Source organism: Streptomyces sp. NPDC032126 (assembly GCF_055580085.1).
In genome coordinates this window covers 157,913-173,870 of sequence record NZ_JBVIMA010000003.1, presented here as the reverse complement: position 1 = coordinate 173,870, position 15,958 = coordinate 157,913, and the positions used below count along the sequence as shown (strand labels likewise).

General features: G+C 71.8%; 14 protein-coding genes. 8 read left to right on the top strand and 6 right to left on the bottom strand.

Annotation, left to right across the window (positions count from 1 at the left end; all coding sequences use genetic code 11):
* Nucleotides 1–18: 18 nt before the first annotated feature.
* The 3 genes from cydB to ACZ5NW_RS13755 all read left to right on the top strand — a co-directional run bounded on the left by cydB (nucleotide 19) and on the right by ACZ5NW_RS13755 (nucleotide 5,798).
* Nucleotides 19–1,023 (top strand): cytochrome d ubiquinol oxidase subunit II, encoded by a 1,005-nt coding sequence (cydB, locus tag ACZ5NW_RS13765; RefSeq protein ID WP_468744012.1) that lies wholly within the window; start codon nucleotides 19–21, stop codon nucleotides 1,021–1,023.
* Nucleotides 1,024–1,035: 12 nt separating this feature from the next.
* A complete protein-coding gene (cydD, locus tag ACZ5NW_RS13760) occupies nucleotides 1,036–4,638 on the top strand; it encodes a thiol reductant ABC exporter subunit CydD (RefSeq protein WP_468744011.1) in 3,603 nt (1,200 codons plus the stop codon).
* A 95-nt stretch (nucleotides 4,639–4,733) separates the two neighbouring features.
* Nucleotides 4,734–5,798 (top strand): M23 family metallopeptidase, encoded by a 1,065-nt coding sequence (locus ACZ5NW_RS13755; protein WP_468744010.1) that lies wholly within the window; start codon nucleotides 4,734–4,736, stop codon nucleotides 5,796–5,798.
* Between the two features lie 42 nt (nucleotides 5,799–5,840).
* On the opposite strand, the gene ACZ5NW_RS13750 is transcribed toward ACZ5NW_RS13755, so the two are convergent.
* From ACZ5NW_RS13750 to ACZ5NW_RS13725, 6 genes are all read right to left on the bottom strand, one after another.
* A complete protein-coding gene (locus tag ACZ5NW_RS13750; RefSeq protein WP_468744009.1) occupies nucleotides 5,841–6,728 on the bottom strand; it encodes an HAD hydrolase family protein in 888 nt (295 codons plus the stop codon).
* Nucleotides 6,729–6,808: 80 nt separating this feature from the next.
* A complete protein-coding gene (locus tag ACZ5NW_RS13745; protein ID WP_468744008.1) occupies nucleotides 6,809–7,711 on the bottom strand; it encodes an LLM class flavin-dependent oxidoreductase in 903 nt (300 codons plus the stop codon).
* Between the two features lie 53 nt (nucleotides 7,712–7,764).
* Complete coding sequence (locus tag ACZ5NW_RS13740; RefSeq protein WP_468744007.1) at nucleotides 7,765–8,211, bottom strand: hypothetical protein; 447 nt, start codon at nucleotides 8,209–8,211, stop codon at nucleotides 7,765–7,767.
* Between the two features lie 24 nt (nucleotides 8,212–8,235).
* Nucleotides 8,236–8,784: an RNA 2'-phosphotransferase gene (locus tag ACZ5NW_RS13735; RefSeq protein ID WP_468744006.1), complete on the bottom strand. Its 549-nt coding sequence runs from the start codon at nucleotides 8,782–8,784 to the stop codon at nucleotides 8,236–8,238.
* 189 nt (nucleotides 8,785–8,973) lie between these two features.
* Entirely contained in the window at nucleotides 8,974–10,731 is a 1,758-nt protein-coding gene (locus ACZ5NW_RS13730; protein ID WP_468744485.1) for an SDR family oxidoreductase, read from the bottom strand.
* A gap of 2 nt (nucleotides 10,732–10,733) precedes the next feature.
* Nucleotides 10,734–11,576 carry a M24 family metallopeptidase gene (locus ACZ5NW_RS13725; protein WP_468744005.1) on the bottom strand — a complete coding sequence of 281 codons (843 nt, stop codon included), beginning with the start codon at nucleotides 11,574–11,576 and terminating at the stop codon, nucleotides 10,734–10,736.
* 204 nt (nucleotides 11,577–11,780) lie between these two features.
* Between ACZ5NW_RS13725 and ACZ5NW_RS13720 the strand changes: the two genes are divergently transcribed.
* The 5 genes from ACZ5NW_RS13720 (at nucleotide 11,781) to ACZ5NW_RS13700 (ending at nucleotide 15,595) form a co-directional block, all read left to right on the top strand.
* Nucleotides 11,781–12,746 carry an ABC transporter ATP-binding protein gene (locus ACZ5NW_RS13720; protein WP_468744484.1) on the top strand — a complete coding sequence of 322 codons (966 nt, stop codon included), beginning with the start codon at nucleotides 11,781–11,783 and terminating at the stop codon, nucleotides 12,744–12,746.
* Nucleotides 12,736–13,641: an ABC transporter permease gene (locus ACZ5NW_RS13715; protein WP_468744004.1), complete on the top strand. Its 906-nt coding sequence runs from the start codon at nucleotides 12,736–12,738 to the stop codon at nucleotides 13,639–13,641. Before ACZ5NW_RS13720 ends, ACZ5NW_RS13715 begins: the two co-directional genes overlap by 11 nt.
* The gene (locus ACZ5NW_RS13710; RefSeq protein ID WP_468744003.1) at nucleotides 13,638–14,549 is read left to right on the top strand and encodes an ABC transporter ATP-binding protein; all 912 of its coding nucleotides are present in this window, start codon (nucleotides 13,638–13,640) and stop codon (nucleotides 14,547–14,549) included. Before ACZ5NW_RS13715 ends, ACZ5NW_RS13710 begins: the two co-directional genes overlap by 4 nt.
* 10 nt (nucleotides 14,550–14,559) lie before the next feature.
* Nucleotides 14,560–15,279 (top strand): ABC transporter permease, encoded by a 720-nt coding sequence (locus tag ACZ5NW_RS13705; protein WP_361273584.1) that lies wholly within the window; start codon nucleotides 14,560–14,562, stop codon nucleotides 15,277–15,279.
* Nucleotides 15,280–15,355: 76 nt separating this feature from the next.
* Complete coding sequence (locus ACZ5NW_RS13700; protein ID WP_468744002.1) at nucleotides 15,356–15,595, top strand: SGM_3592 family protein; 240 nt, start codon at nucleotides 15,356–15,358, stop codon at nucleotides 15,593–15,595.
* The last annotated feature ends 363 nt before the right edge of the window (nucleotides 15,596–15,958 follow it).

Sequence of the window (15,958 nt, the reverse complement as noted above, 5' to 3'; positions counted from 1 at the left end):
CGAGGGAGCTGCACCGTCATGGAACTGCACGACGTCTGGTTCGTCCTGATCGCCGTCCTGTGGACCGGCTACTTCTTCCTGGAGGGCTTCGACTTCGGGGTCGGCATCCTCACCAAGCTGCTCGCCCGTGACCGCGCCGAGAAGCGGGTGCTGATCAACACCATCGGGCCCATCTGGGACGGCAACGAGGTGTGGCTCCTCAGCGCCGGCGGCGCGACCTTCGCCGCCTTCCCGGAGTGGTACGCCACGCTCTTCTCCGGCTTCTATCTGCCGCTGCTGATCATCCTGGTCAGCCTGATCGTCCGGGGCGTCGCCTTCGAGTACCGGGCGAAGCGGCCCGAGGAGAACTGGCAGCGCAACTGGGAGACCGCGATCTTCTGGTCCTCCCTGATCCCCGCGTTCCTCTGGGGCGTCGCCTTCGGCAACATCGTGCGGGGCGTGAAGATCGACCAGCACCACGAGTACGTCGGCACCCTCGGGGACCTGCTCAACCCCTACGCGCTGCTCGGCGGTCTCGTGACCCTGACCCTGTTCACCTTCCACGGGACCGTGTTCACCGCGCTCAAGACCGTCGGTGACATTCGGGAACGGGCACGGAAGCTGGCGCTTCAGGTGGGTCTCGTGACCGCCGTCCTCGCGCTGCTCTTCCTGCTGTGGACGCAGGTCGAGAGCGGGGACGCGCAGAGCCTGGTGGCCCTGGTCGTGGCGGTCGCCGCACTGGTCGGCGCGCTGGCGGCCAATCAGGCCGGGCGTGAGGGGTGGTCGTTCGCCCTCTCCGGCGTCACCATCGTGGCCGCCGTGGCGATGCTCTTCCTGACGCTCTTCCCCAACGTCATGCCGTCGACCCTCAACGACGACTGGAGCCTGACGGTCACCAACGCCTCGTCGAGCCCGTACACCCTGAAGATCATGACCTGGTGCGCCGGGATCGCCATGCCGATCGTGCTGCTCTACCAGGGCTGGACCTACTGGGTGTTCCGCAAGCGGATCGGCACACAGCACATCGCCGAAACCGCGCACTGAGGTGTGTTTCACGTGAAACCAATCGATCCGCGTCTGCTGCGCTACGCCCGGGCCACCCGGTTCTTCCTGGTGGCCGTGGTCGGCCTGGGCGCCGTCGGTGCCCTGCTGGTCATCGGGCAGGCGATGCTCATCGCCGAGGTCGTGGTGGGCGCCTTCCAGCACGGTCACTCCGCCGCCGACCTGCGCACTCCCCTGCTGCTGTTGGCGGCGGTCGCCGGGGGTCGGGCGCTCGTCGCCTGGCTCACCGAGCTGGCCGCCCACCGGGCGAGCGCGGCGGTGAAGTCGGAGCTGCGGGGGCGCCTGCTGGAGCGGGCGGGTCTGCTCGGTCCCGCCGGGCTGAGCGGGCAGCGGACCGGATCGCTGGTCGCCCTCGCGACCCGGGGCGTCGACGCCCTGGACGACTACTTCTCCCGCTACCTCCCGCAGTTGGGACTCGCGGTGGTCGTGCCGGTGGCGGTACTGGCGCGGATCGTGACCGAGGACTGGGTGTCGGCCGCGATCATCGTCGGCACCCTGCCGCTGATCCCGGTCTTCATGATGCTGATCGGCTGGGCGACCCAGTCCCACATGGACCGTCAGTGGCGGCTGCTGTCCCGGCTGTCCGGGCACTTCCTGGACGTCGTCGCGGGTCTGCCGACGCTGAAGGTGTTCGGGCGGGCCAAGGCGCAGGCCGAGTCGATCCGGCGCATCACCGGTGAGTACCGGCAGGCGACCATGCGGACGCTGCGGATCGCGTTCCTGTCGTCGTTCGCCCTGGAACTGCTCGCGACCCTCTCGGTGGCCCTGGTCGCGGTGAGCATCGGCATGCGGCTCGTGCACGGCGAGATGGACCTCTACAACGGCCTGGTCGTCCTCGTGCTCGCCCCCGAGGCGTATCTGCCGCTGCGGCAGGTCGGCGCGCAGTACCACGCGGCCGCCGAGGGACTGTCGGCGGCGGAGGAGATCTTCGAGGTCCTTCAGACACCCCTGCCCGCGTCGGGCGAGGGCGCGGTGCCGGTGGGCGCCCTGGCCTTCGAGGGCGTGAGCGTCCGCTACCCCGGGCGGTCCGGGGACGCGGTGACCGACGTGTCGTTCACCGTCGAGCCGGGCGAGACGGTCGCGCTCGTCGGACCGAGCGGCGCCGGCAAGTCGACGCTGCTGAACATCCTGCTCGGGTTCGTACGGCCCGATGAGGGCCGGGTGAGCGTCGGGGGAGCCGATCTCGCCGGTCTCGACCTGGAGCAGTGGCGGGCGCGGATCGCCTGGGTGCCGCAGCGCCCGCATCTGTACGCCGGGACCATCGCCGAGAACGTACGGCTGGCGCGTCCCGACGCCGACGACGACGCCGTACGCCGGGCCCTGGCGGACGCCGGCGCGCTGGAGTTCGTGGACGCGCTGCCCGCCGGTGCGGGGACCGTGCTCGGGGAGGACGGCGCCGGGCTCTCGGCGGGGCAACGGCAACGGCTCGCGTTGGCCCGGGCGTTCCTCGCGGACCGGCCGGTGCTGTTGCTGGACGAGCCGACGGCCGCGCTGGACGGGGAGACCGAGGCGGAGGTCGTGGCGGCGGTACGACGGCTGGCGGTCGGGCGGACGGTCCTGCTGGTGGTGCACCGACCGGCACTGCTGGGTGTGGCGGGCCGCGTGGTGCGACTGCCGGAGGCCGCCACGGATGGAGTGGGCGCCGGGGCCGGGGTGCGTTCGAGCGGCGCCGGGGGCGAGATGGCCGCAGACGGCGCGGGCGGCGGGGTGAATGAGCGTGGTGCGGGGGCCGGGGCGGGTGTCCAGGCGCCGGGATCCGGTGTGGGCGGGCCGGGGGCGGGCGTTGAGCGGCACGGTGGCGGAGTCGCCGAAGTGGGCGGCGCGGAGCATCGGTCGCGGAGCGCTCTCGGGCGGGTGCGGGGGCTGTCCGGGGCCCGGCGGGGGCGGCTCGTGCTCGCTCTGCTGCTCGGCGGCCTCGCGCTCGGGAGTGCCGTGGGGCTCATGGCGACCTCCGGATGGCTGATCTCCCGGGCCTCGCAGCAGCCGCCGGTGCTCTATCTGATGGTGGCCGTGACGGCGACCCGGGCCTTCGGCATCGGGCGCGCGGTGTTCCGGTACGCCGAGCGGCTCGTGTCGCACGACGCGGTGCTGCGGATGCTGGCCGACACCCGGGTCGCCGTGTACCGGCGCCTGGAGCGGCTGGCGCCCGCGGGCCTGCGCACGACCCGCCGGGGCGATCTGCTGGCGCGGCTCGTGGCCGACGTGGACGCCCTCCAGGACTACTGGCTGCGCTGGCTGCTGCCCGCGGCCGCCGCCACCGTGGTCTCCGCCGGTGCCGTCGGCTTCACGGCCTGGCTGCTGCCGGAGGCCGGCGCGGTGCTCGCCGCCGGCCTGGTCGCGGCCGGCGTGGGCGTCCCGCTGCTCACCGGTGCCGTGGCCCGGCGCGCGGAACGCCGGCTGGCGCCCACGCGCGGGGTGCTCGCCACCCGGGTGGCCGACCTGCTCACCGGCACCGCCGAGCTGACCGTCGCCGGGGCGCTGCCCGCCCGTACCGCCGAGGCGCGCCGGGCCGACGGCGTGCTCACCCGGATCGCCTCACGGGGCGCGACGGCCACGGCGCTCGGTGACGGGCTGACCGCGCTGGTCTCCGGTCTGACCGTCGCCGCCACCGCGTTCGTCGGCGCCCGGGCGGTCGCGGACGGACGGCTCGACGGCGTCGTCCTGGCCGTCGTCGTCCTGACCCCGTTGGCCGCCTTCGAGGCGGTGCTGGGGCTGCCGCTCGCCGTGCAGTACCGGCAGCGGGTGCGCAGGAGCGCCGAGCGGGTCCTGGACGTGCTGGACTCCCCCGAGCCCGTGCGCGAGCCGCGACGGCCCCTGCGGGCGCCCGTGTCGCCCTTCCCGCTCGTCGTCAGGGGGCTGTCCGCCCGGTACGCCGGTCAGGAGCGGGACGCGCTCGCCGGGGTGGGTCTCACGCTGGCCGAGGGCCGCCGTATCGCCGTGGTCGGCCCCTCGGGCTCCGGCAAGACGACGCTCGCGCAGGTGCTGCTGCGCTTCCTGGACGCGGACGCCGGCACGTACACCCTGGGCGGCGTGGACGCGGACGCCCTGGACGGCGACGACGTACGACGGCTCGTCGGGCTGTGCGCGCAGGACGCGCACCTCTTCGACAGCTCGGTGCGCGAGAACCTGCTCCTGGCGCGGAAGGGGGCGAGCGAGGCCGAGCTGCGCGACGCGCTGGCGCGGGCCCGGCTGCTGGAGTGGGCCGACGGGCTGCCCGACGGGCTCGACACGCTGGTCGGGGAACACGGGGCGCGGCTGTCCGGCGGCCAGCGGCAGCGGCTCGCGCTGGCCCGGGCCCTGCTGGCCGACTTCCCCGTCCTCGTCCTCGACGAGCCCGCCGAGCACCTCGACCTGCCGACGGCCGACGCGCTCACGGCCGATCTGCTGGCCGCCACCGAGGGCCGTACGACGCTGCTCATCACCCACCGTCTGGCGGGGCTGGAAGCGGTGGACGAGGTGATCGTCCTGGACGGGGGCCGGATCGCGCAGCACGGCTCGTACGCGGAGCTGGCGGCCGTGGAGGGGCCGTTGCGCGAGATGATCGAGCGGGAGAGGGCGACGGAGTCGCTGGCCGACCTGGCGTCGGCCCCGCACTGAGACGGGCCGTCGGGTGGGCCATCCGGGGTGGGCCGTCCCCCGGGCGTACGACGTGAACTGGGCCCTCGCGGGGCCGCCGGGTCACGATCGCTGACATGCGCTCATCTCGCCGCTTTCCCCTGCTCGTTCCCGTCCTGCTGTGTGCGGCCGCGGTTCTCGCGGCGCGGCCGAGCTCCGCCGACGGGGAGCCCGGGGACGGTACGGCGGGCGACGGATCCGGGATCAGCGCCGAGGTCGCGCGGCTGTACGAGGACGCGGCGGTGGCGACCCGCCGGTACGAGGAGGGCCGCCGGGCGGCGGACGAACAGCGGGGCAGGGCGCAGCGGTTCGAGGGGCTGCTCGCCCGCGAGCGGCAGGAGCTGGCCGTCCTGCGCGAGGACCTGGGCCGGATGGCGCGGGCCCAGTACCGCGGCAGCGGCGGCCTTCCCGCGGCGGCGGAGATCGTCCTGGCGGGCAGCCCGGAGGAGCTGATGCGCGGTCAGCACGTCTTCTCGCAGGCGAGTCTCACCGTGGAGAACGCGCTCGACAAGAGCCACCGGGCCGAGGCGCGGCTGGCCGCCGACGAGGCGAGGGCGGCCGCGGCCTGGGAGGCGCTGGAGCGGCGCTCCGCCGAACTCGCCACCCTGAAGAAAGGCATCGAGGACAAGCTGGAGGCGGCGCGCCAGCAGTTGCAAGGGCAGGCGGACGCGTCGGCCGCGGCGGGCTCGTGCCGGGGCGCGGTACGGCTGGACCAGCCGCCGACGCGCTTCTCGCAGGCGTGGGTGGCGCCGGTGGAGACGTACCAGCTGTCGGCGGGCTTCGGCAGCGGCGGGACGCGCTGGGCGAACCGGCACACCGGGCAGGACTTCGCGGTGCCCATCGGGACGCCCGTGCGGGCGGTGGGCGCGGGCCGGGTGGTGCGGGTGATCTGCGGGGGCGCGTTCGGCATGCAGATCGTGCTCGAACACGACGGCGGCTACTACACGCAGTACGCCCATCTCGCGTCCGTCGCCGTCGACCAGGGCGAGCGGGTGGCCCCCGGTCAGTGGATCGGTCAGTCCGGCACGACGGGCAACTCCACCGGCCCGCACCTGCACTTCGAGGTGCGGGTCACCCCGGAGACGGGCTCGGCGGTCGACCCGGTGCCCTGGCTGGCCGACCGCGGGGTACCGCTCGGGTAGCCGGACCCCGCGACGCCGGCAGGACGCGAAAGGGAGGCGGCTCTAGGCGAGTTCCTCCAGCAGCTGCTCGATGACGACGGCCACGCCGTCCTCGTTGTTGGCGACGGTCCGGCCGGAGGCGGCCGCGATCACGTCCGGGTGGGCGTTGCCCATGGCGTACGACCGTCCCGCCCAGGTCAGCATCTCGACGTCGTTGGGCATATCCCCGAAGGCGACGACCTGCTCGTGCGAGATGCCGCGCTCCGCACAGCACAGCGCGAGGGTGCTGGCCTTGGAGACCTCGGGTCCGCTGAGCTCCAGCAGGGCGCTGGGGCTGGAACGGGTGACGTTGGCGCGCTCGCCGACGGCCAGCCGGGCGAGGGTGAGGAAGGCGTCCGGGTCGAGCGTGGGGTGGTAGGCGAGGATCTTGAGCACGGGCTCGTCGGCCGCCGGTCCGCCGGACCCCAGCAGCTCCTCGGCGGGCGCGAGCACGTCCGGTATCTCCATGTGCAGCTTCGGGTAGTCCGGCTCCTGGTTGAAGCCGTACGTCTGCTCCACCGCGTACACCGTGCCGGGCGCCGCGTCCCGCAGCAGGCCTACGGCGTCGAGCGCGTTCTCCCGCGCCAGCTCCCGCACCTTCACGAACCGGTGGGCGCCGGGGCCGCCGTGCAGGTCGACCACGGCGGCGCCGTTGCCGCAGATCGCCAGGCCGTGGCCGTGGACGTGGTCGCTGACCACGTCCATCCAGCGGGCCGGGCGGCCGGTGACGAAGAAGACCTCGATGCCCGCGTCCTCGGCGGCCGCGAGAGCGGCGACCGTGCGCGGCGAGACCGACTTGTCGTCCCGCAGCAGCGTGCCGTCGAGGTCGGTGGCGATCAGCCGGGGCGGGAGTGTCGCGGGCGGGGTCTCGGGCTCTCTGGTCGCTGAGGTCACCCGGTCATTCTCGCGCATATGCCCGCACGGGCGTGCGGCAGTCCGCACAGATGAGGCACAGACGACACTCGGGCCAGGACACGCCAGTTGCGCTCACCTCACGCCAGCTGCTGCAGCGCTTCCATCGCGATCTGCTCGAAGACCTTCTCGTCCGCGGCGAAGTCGGAGTCCGGGATGGGCCAGTGGATCACCAGCTCGGTGAAGCCCAGCTCCTGGTGACGGCCCGCGAAGTCGACGAACGCGTCCAGCGACGCGAGCGGCCGGCCGCGGTCCGGCGTGAAACCGGTGAGCAGGATCTTGTCCAGCCCGGCCATGTCCCGCCCCTCGGCCACGCAGGCGGCGTCGAGCTTGTCGAGCTGCCCACGCAGAGCCCGTACCGACTCCTCCGGTGTGCCGTTCTCGAAGAGCTTGGGGTCGCCGGTGGTCACCCATGCCTGCCCGTGCCGTGCGGCCAGCCTCAGCCCGCGCGGGCCGGTCGCGGCGACGGCGAAGGGCAGCCGGGGGCGCTGCACACAGCCGGGGATGTTGCGCGCCTCGTGCGCCGAGTAGAAGTCGCCCTCGTACGACACCGAGTCCTGGGTCAGCAGCCGGTCGAGGAGGGGGACGAACTCGGCGAGGCGGTCGGCGCGCTCACGCGGGGTCCAGGGCTCCTGGCCGAGCGCGGTGGCGTCGAAGCCGGTGCCGCCCGCTCCGATGCCGAGCGTGACACGGCCACCGGAGATGTCGTCCAGGGAGATCAGCTCCTTGGCGAGGGTCACCGGGTGGCGGAAGTTCGGGGAGGTGACCAGCGTGCCCAGGCGCAGGCGGTCGGTGACGCCCGCGGCGGCGGTCAGCGTCGGTATCGCCCCGAACCACGGCCCGTCGCGAAAGCTGCGCCAGGACAGATGGTCGTAGGTGTACGCGGTGTGGAAACCGAGCTGCTCCGCCCGCGTCCACGCGGAACGGCCGCCGTCGTGCCAGCGGCGGTAGGGGAGGATCACGGTGCTCAGACGCAGACTCATGCCCCGAGCGTATGCGGGCCGACGTGTTTCACGTGAAACAGCCCCGGCGCGGGTCACCGTACGCGACTGCTCAGCCACGGACTGAGGCCGATCATCGGCACGTACTCCTTGTGCGTGCGGTCACCGGGGAGCGGCACGATGAGGAAGTGGCCCGGCGGGAAGCGGCGTGCCTTGACCCAGGCGTGATTCTCGTAGAGGGCGCGCAGGAAGGCGGGGACGTCGTCGCGGGCCACATCGGGGCACTCCATGCCGTCGACGGTGATCAGGGCGTCGTCCTCGGCGTAGAGCCGCACGCTCACCTGGGGGCGCCCGCTCAGCTCGGCGTACGCCTCGTGCGGCAGGGAGCCGTCCGGGTCGGTGGTGACGCCGACCCCCGCGGCGCTGCGGCGGGAGGTCTGATCGGCGCCGATGTCGTGGGAGACCCGGATGTCGCGGCCGTACGCGGTGGCGAGGGTGCGCAGGGCGGCGACGGCGGCCTCGGTCGTGGGCAAGTGGTCCATACCACTGATCATGCCTGAACGGGGTTACCGGGACTCGGGAAATCGCAGGTACTGCGGGGGCACGGCCCGGGTGAGCCACACCCCGTTGGCGCTGACGTGGAAGACGTGGCCGTCGCGGTGCATGGCGCCGGCGTCGACCGAGAGCACGACGGGGCGGCCGCGCCGGGCGCCGACCCTGGTGGCGGTCTCGCGGTCGGCCGATAGGTGCACGTCGTGCCGGTTCATGGGCCGCAGACCCTCGGCGCGGATCGCGTCCAGGCTGCGGGCCACGGTGCCGTGGTAGAGGTACGGAGGTGGTGTCGCCGGGGGCAGTCCGAGGTCGACCTCGATGCTGTGGCCCTGGCTGGCGCGGATGCGGGTGCCCTCGACGGCGAAGCGCTGCTTGTCGTTGGCGGCGACCACGTGGTCCAGTTCTTCCCGGGTGAAGCGGAAGCCGTGCGCGGCCGCCGCGGCGATCAGCGTGTCGATCTCGACCCAGCCGCCCTCGTCGAGCGTGAGCCCGATCCGCTCGGGCTGATGGCGCAGGTGCTTGGAGAGATACTTCGACACCTTCACGGTGCGTCGCTCGTCCATGTCGTCAGCGTGCATCCCTCCAGCGTGGCGGGAGAGACGGGAATCACGCGAATGATTTTGCTCCGGATGTTTGATCCACAACCAACTGTAGTTATCCACAGGCGAATTGGCCGCGCTGTGGACAACTAGCAGTAGATTTCCGGCATTTCGCCAACCTGGGTCAACGGAGAGTCACTTGATCAACAGGGCTTATATACGCGGCTCATAGCGGGCCAGCGCCCTCAACACCCTTGGTGCGAACCGCGACAGGAGGTGGGAACCCCGCGCCTCCGGCGTCACCGGCACCACCGCCCGATCGTGCGCGACCGCGCGCAGAATCGCGTCGGCGACCTTCTCCGGCGGGTAGTTGCGCAGCCCGTACGCACGCGCGGAGCGCTTCTGCCGGCGCTTCTCCTCCTCCGCGTCCACTCCCACGAACGTGGCGGTCGAGGTGATACCGGTGTTGACGATGCCGGGGCAGATCGCGCTCACCCCGATGCCCTGGCCCGCGAGTTCGGCCCGCAGGCACTCGCTCAGCATCAGGACCGCCGCCTTCGAGGTGCTGTAGGCGGGCAGCACCCGGGAGGGCTGGTACGCCGCAGCGGACGCGGTGTTGACGATGTGACCGCCCTGACCGCGCTCGGCCATCCGCGCGCCGAAGAGACGGCAACCGTGAATGACACCCCACAAGTTGACGTCGAGCACCCGGCGCCAGTCCTCCGGTGTGGTGTCGAAGAAGGAGCCGGACAGGCCGATGCCGGCGTTGTTCACCAGCACGTCCACCACGCCGTAGTCGCTGTGGACCTTCTCCGCGAGCTTCTCCATCGCCTGCTCGTCGGAGACGTCGACCGTCTCCGCCCACGCCTGCGGCGCCCCGATCAGACGGCTCATCTCGGCCGTACGCGCGGCACTTTCGGCGTCCCGGTCGACGGCGATCACACGCGCACCCGCCTCGGCGAACGCGTAGGCGGTGGCTCGTCCGATGCCGCTGCCCGCGCCGGTGACCAGCACGAGCTGTCCGCCGAAACGGTCGGCGTAGGGCCCGCCGCCGCGCGCCGGCTCGGGGCGGCCGCCCTCGACCGAGGTGACGAACTCGGCGATCCAGCCCGCCAGTTGATCGGGGCGCGTGCGCGGAATCCAGTGCTTGGCCTGGACCGTGCGCCGGGTCAGCTGCGGAACCCACTGCTCCAGATCGTCATAGAGCTTCGGGGACAAGTAGGCGTCCCCCAAAGGCGTGATGAGCTGCACGGGCGCGTGCGCGTACGCGTCGGCGCGCGGACGGGAGAGCCGCTGCCGGACGTTGTCCCGGTACAGCCAGGCCCCATGGGCCGCGTCCGACGGCAGGGACGGTGTCGGATAGCCGTCGCCGGACATCTTCTCCAGGCGGCGCAGCATCGCCGGCCAGCGCCGGCCCAGCGGTCCGCGCCAGGCGAGTTCGGGCAGCACGGGCGTGTGCAGCAGATACACGTACCAGGACTTGGCGCCCTGGCCGAGGAGTTGGCCCACCCGGCGCGGAGTCGGCTTGCGCATCCGGCTGTTGATCCAGTGGCCGAAGTGGTCCAGGGACGGGCCGGACATCGATGTGAAGGACGCTATCCGCCCTTCCGTGCGCCCCACGGTCACGAACTCCCAGGACTGCACCGAGCCCCAGTCGTGCCCCACCACATGCACCGGCCGGCCGGGGCTGACCGCGTCGATCACGGCCAGGAAGTCGTCCGTGAGCTTCTCCAGGGTGAAGCCCCCGCGCAGCGGTCGCGGCGCCGTGGAACCGCCGTGGCCCCGGACGTCGTAGAGCACGACGTGGAAGCGGTCGGCGAGGCGGGCGGCCACCTCGGACCACACCTCCTTGCTGTCCGGGTAGCCGTGCACCAGGACCACCGTCGGCCGCTCCGGATCGCCCAGTTCGGCCACGCGCAGCTCGATGCCGCCGGTCCTGATACAACGCTCGCGCGCCCCGTCGAGAGACACCGTCACTTCCCCTCCGCCCAGCGCCGCACATGCGGCAGATCGTCGTCCAGCCAGAACGCGCTCTCCTCGGGATCCTTCGCGTCGGTGACGACGAGGATCTCCTCGAACTTCGCGCCCGTACCCCGGAATCCGAGATGGGGTTCGACCGCCCACAGGCCCGGCTGCGGCGGGTGGTCGGAGAAGCGGTACGGGGACCACAGGGGCGACCAGCCCTCGCGGTGGCCGTGCAGCGCGTCCGCGGCCAGCCCCTTCAGCGACTGCGTGCCGAACCCGAACAGCCGGGGGGAGAAGCGCCGTTCGCGCACCCGGTCCACCTTGTGCGCGATCACGCCGAAGGGGTAGGCGCGATGCCGGTTGGCGTACCCCTGGCGGACCATGAGGCGGTCCACGTCCTGGTAGATCTCGCGCAGCGGCCGCCGCTCGCGCACCTCGGCGAGGATCAGCGCGCGGTGCTCCTCCAGATCGGCCATCAGCCTGTCCTGCACCGGGTTGGGGCCGAGCGAGCCCGAGTAGCCGATGTCGGCGGTGTATCCCTCGAACACCGGGGCCATGTCCAGGATGAACGGCATCCCGGGCTCCAGGCGCCGGTTCGTGGGAAAGAACTGGAGCGGGATCCGGAAGTCCACGAAGGCGGTGCGGTCGCCGAACCAGGCGAAGGGGAGGTGGAACCAGTCGCGCACCCCGCGCTCGCGCAGCCACTCCCGCTGCATCCGTGCGGCCTCACGCTCGGTGACGCCCGGTTCCAGCCGGGCCGCGACCGTCTGCGCGCACTCGTAGGCGAGGCGCTGGACGGTGCGGAAACCCTGCAGTTCCGCCGAGCGTTCACTGGTCAACGCCGTAGCCATGCCACCTCGCCACCGTTGCGGTACGTGCTCGTAACTTGACATCCAGAATCTGGCATTTGTTAGACCGGGCGTCAATAGGTGGCGCCCCGTACCTCTCAAGCAGGGGATCCCTTACGGGACCCGTACATCTGGAGACTGACCCCAAGACGGCTCTCCGGTCTGACGACCCCCGTGGCGCACATCACTACCGTCGACGACGTGACTGTGATCGCGACCGAAAGCCTGAGCAAGCGGTTCCCCCGGGTGACCGCGCTCGACCGGCTGTCCGTGGACATCGGAGCCGGTGTGACCGGACTCGTCGGAGCCAACGGCGCCGGCAAGTCCACCCTGATCAAGATCCTGCTGGGTCTGTCCCCCGCGACCGAGGGCCGTGCCGAGGTGCTCGGCCTCGACGTCGCCACCAAGGGCGCCGCCATCCGCGAGCGCGTCGGCTACATGCCGGAGCACGACTGCCTGCCGCCCGACGTCTCGGCCACCGAGTTCGTCGTGCACATGGCCCGCATGTCCGGCCTGCCGCCCGCCGCCGCGCGCGAGCGCACCGCCGACACCCTGCGCCACGTCGGGCTGTACGAGGAGCGCTACCGCCCCATCGGCGGCTACTCCACCGGCATGAAGCAGCGCGTCAAGCTCGCCCAGGCCCTGGTGCACGACCCGCAGCTGGTCTTCCTCGACGAGCCGACCAACGGCCTCGACCCGGTCGGCCGCGACGAGATGCTCAGCCTGATCCGCCGCATCCACACCGACTTCGGCATCTCGGTCCTGGTCACCTCGCACCTCCTCGGAGAGCTGGAGCGCACCTGCGACCACGTGGTCGTCGTCGACGGCGGCAAGCTCCTGCGCTCCAGCTCCACCACCGACTTCACCCAGACCACGACCACTCTCGCGATCGAGGTCACCGACAGCGACGACCACCCCGACGGCACGCGCGCGGTGCGCGAGGCGCTCCACGCGCGCGGGCTGAGTGTCCAGGACGGCAGCGACGGCCTGCCCGGCGCCGGCCACATCCTGCTGCTCACCGCGCAGGGCGAGGAGACGTACGACCTGGTGCGCGACGTCGTCGCCGACCTCGGCCTCGGCCTGGTCCGCATGGAACAGCGACGGCACCACATCTCCGAGGTGTTCACCAGCAGCGACGAGCAGCGCAAGGAGGCCGTCGGTCATGGCGGTTGAACATCCCCCGGCGACGCCGGGCGACCAGACCCGCATCCACAACATCGGCTACCGCACCTACGACGGCCCCCGCCTGGGCCGCGCCTACGCCCGCCGCTCCCTGTACTCGCAGTCCCTGCGCGGCGCCTACGGCCTCGGCCGCTCGGTGAAGTCCAAGGTGCTGCCGATGCTGCTGTTCGCCGTGATGTGCGTGCCCGCGGCCATCATGGTGGCCGTCGCGGTCGCCACCAAGGCGAACGAACTCCCCCTGGACTACACCCGCTACGCGATCGTCCTCCAGGCCGTGATCAGCCTCTACGTCGCCTCGCAGGCACCCCAGTCCGTCTCGCGCGACCTGCGCTTCAAGACCGTCCCGCTGTACTTCTCGCGGCCCATCGAGACCGCCGACTACGTCCGCGCCAAGTTCGCGGCGCTGGCCTCCGCGCTGTTCCTGCTCACCGCGGCCCCGCTGCTCGTGCTCTACGTGGGCGCGCTGCTGGCCAAGCTCGACTTCACCGACCAGACCAAGGGATTCGCGCAGGGACTCGTCTCCGTGGCACTGCTCTCCCTGCTCTTCGCCGGCATCGGCCTGGTCATCGCCTCCATCACCCCGCGCCGCGGCTTCGGCATCGCCGCCGTCATCGCCGTCCTGACCATCTCCTACGGCGCCGTCTCCACCCTCCAGGCCATCGCGGAGGCACAGGACAGCACCCGCGCCATCCCGTGGATCGGCCTGTTCTCCCCGGTCACCCTCATCGACGGGGTGCAGTCCGCCTTCCTGGGCGCCACCTCCGCCTTCCCCGGAGCGGTGGGCCCCTCGCACTCCGAAGGGGTCGTCTACGTCCTCGTCACCCTGGGCCTGATCGCCGCGAGCTACGGCCTCCTGATGCGCCGCTACAAGAAGGTGGGCCTGTGACCACGCTCTCCATCGACCATGTCTCCCGCTGGTTCGGCAACGTGGTCGCCGTCAACGACATCACCATGACCATCGGCCCCGGCGTCACGGGCCTGCTCGGCCCCAACGGCGCCGGAAAGTCCACCCTCATCAACATGATGGGCGGCTTCCTCGCCCCCTCCACCGGCACGGTCACCCTCGACGGACAGCCGGTCTGGCGCAACGAGGACATCTACCGGCACATCGGCATCGTCCCCGAGCGCGAGGCGATGTACGACTTCCTCACCGGCCGCGAATTCGTCGTCGCCAACGCCGAACTGCACGGCCTCGGCGCCAAGGCGGCCCAGAAGGCCCTGGCCACCGTGGAGATGGAGTACGCGCAGGACCGCAAGATCTCCACGTACTCCAAGGGCATGCGCCAGCGCGTGAAGATGGCCAGCGCCCTCGTGCACGACCCCTCGCTGCTCCTGCTCGACGAGCCCTTCAACGGCATGGACCCGCGCCAGCGCATGCAGCTCATGGATCTGCTGCGGCGCATGGGCGACGAGGGCCGCACGGTGCTGTTCTCGTCCCACATCCTCGAAGAGGTCGAGCAACTCGCCTGGCACATCGAGGTCGTGGTCGCCGGACGGCACGCGGCGAGCGGTGACTTCCGCAAGATCCGCCGGCTGATGACCGACCGCCCGCACCGCTACCTGGTGCGCTCCAGCGACGACCGCGCCCTCGCGGCCGCGCTGATCGCCGACCCGTCGACATCCGGCATCGAGGTCGACCTGGCGGAGGGCGCGTTGCGCGTCCAGGCCGTCGACTTCGGCCGTTTCACCGTCCTGCTGCCCAGGGTCGCCCGCGACCACGGCATCCGGCTGCTCACCGTCTCACCGTCGGACGAGTCCCTCGAGTCCGTCTTCTCGTACCTGGTCGCGGCGTAGGAGGCCGAAGATGTACGACCCCACCGTCGCCCGGCTCACCTACCGGGCCCTGCTCGGCCGCCGTCGGGCCCTCATCCTGGGCGCCCTGCCCCTGCTGCTCATCGCGATCTCCGTGGTCGTCCGGGGCCTCGCCGGCGCCGACGACCAGACCGCGTCCGACCTGCTCGGCGGGCTCGCGCTCGCCACGATGGTCCCGATCATCGGAGTCATCGCCGGCACCGGCGCGATCGGCCCGGAGATCGACGACGGCTCCGTCGTCTACCTGCTGTCCAAGCCGCTGAAGCGGCCCACGATCATCTTCACCAAGCTGATCGTGGCGATAGCGGTGACGATGGTCTTCTCGGCCCTGCCGACGCTCATCGCCGGTTTCATCCTCAACGGCAACGGCCAGCAGATCGCCGTCGCCTACACGGTCGCGGCGCTGGTCTCCTCCATCGCCTACGCGGCACTGTTCCTGCTGCTGGGCACCGTGTCCCGGCACGCGGTGGTCTTCGGGCTCGTCTACGCGCTGGTCTGGGAGGCCCTGTTCGGCTCCCTCGTACCGGGCGCCCGCACCCTGAGCGTCCAGCAGTGGTCGCTCGCCGTCGCCCACAAGGTGGCCGGCGGGGACCTCGTCACCTCCGACGTGGGCCTCACGACTGCCACGGTGCTGCTGGTCGCGGTGACCGTACTGGCGACCTGGTACGCGGGCCAGAAACTCCGGTCGCTGACGCTGGCCGGGGAGGAGTGACCGATGCCTTTGACGGGGCCTTCACTTCTCTCCGCGCACACTGGGCAGACGGGGACGCAGGGCTAGGAGGACGGACATGGCGAACGGGGCGCCGGAGTACGAGGATCGCGAGCGGGGCGGGGACGTGTGGGACGGGCTCGTCCTGGACGAGGAGTTCATACGGGCCGCCGAGACGTCCGAGCCGTCCGCGCGGGCCAGGATGCTCGCGGCCCGCTGGCGCGCCGAGGAGCCCGAGCCGCAGCCGTGGCGTTCCGACGACCCGCCGGCCGGCTGGTTCTTCAGCAAGGCGCGCCGGCGCAGGTGGCGGCGGCGCTGACCTCGTACGGCCGTTTTATTCGGTGGCGTCCAACTCGTCCGACCGGCACAGTGGTTGTGTTCACACCGCCGGACGGGTCGAGGTCCGGCGCCACGTACCGGGAGAGGAGCGGGACGATGTCCATGCACGACAGTACGTCCAGCTCCCGTCAGGGCAGCCCGCGGCGGACTCCGGAGTAGCCGTTACCTCTCCGTAGAGCCCGCAGCGGGATGTACTGCCCGGGGCGGCCGCTTCGAGCACGCGATGTCGCTCTCGCGTGGGCCGCCCACCCGGAGGATTGGCCGAGTGGCGTTGCCACTGGGTCTTGGCCGAAAAACCGATGGCCCGTCGGATGGGTGCGGGTGCGCTGTGGCTGGTCGCGCC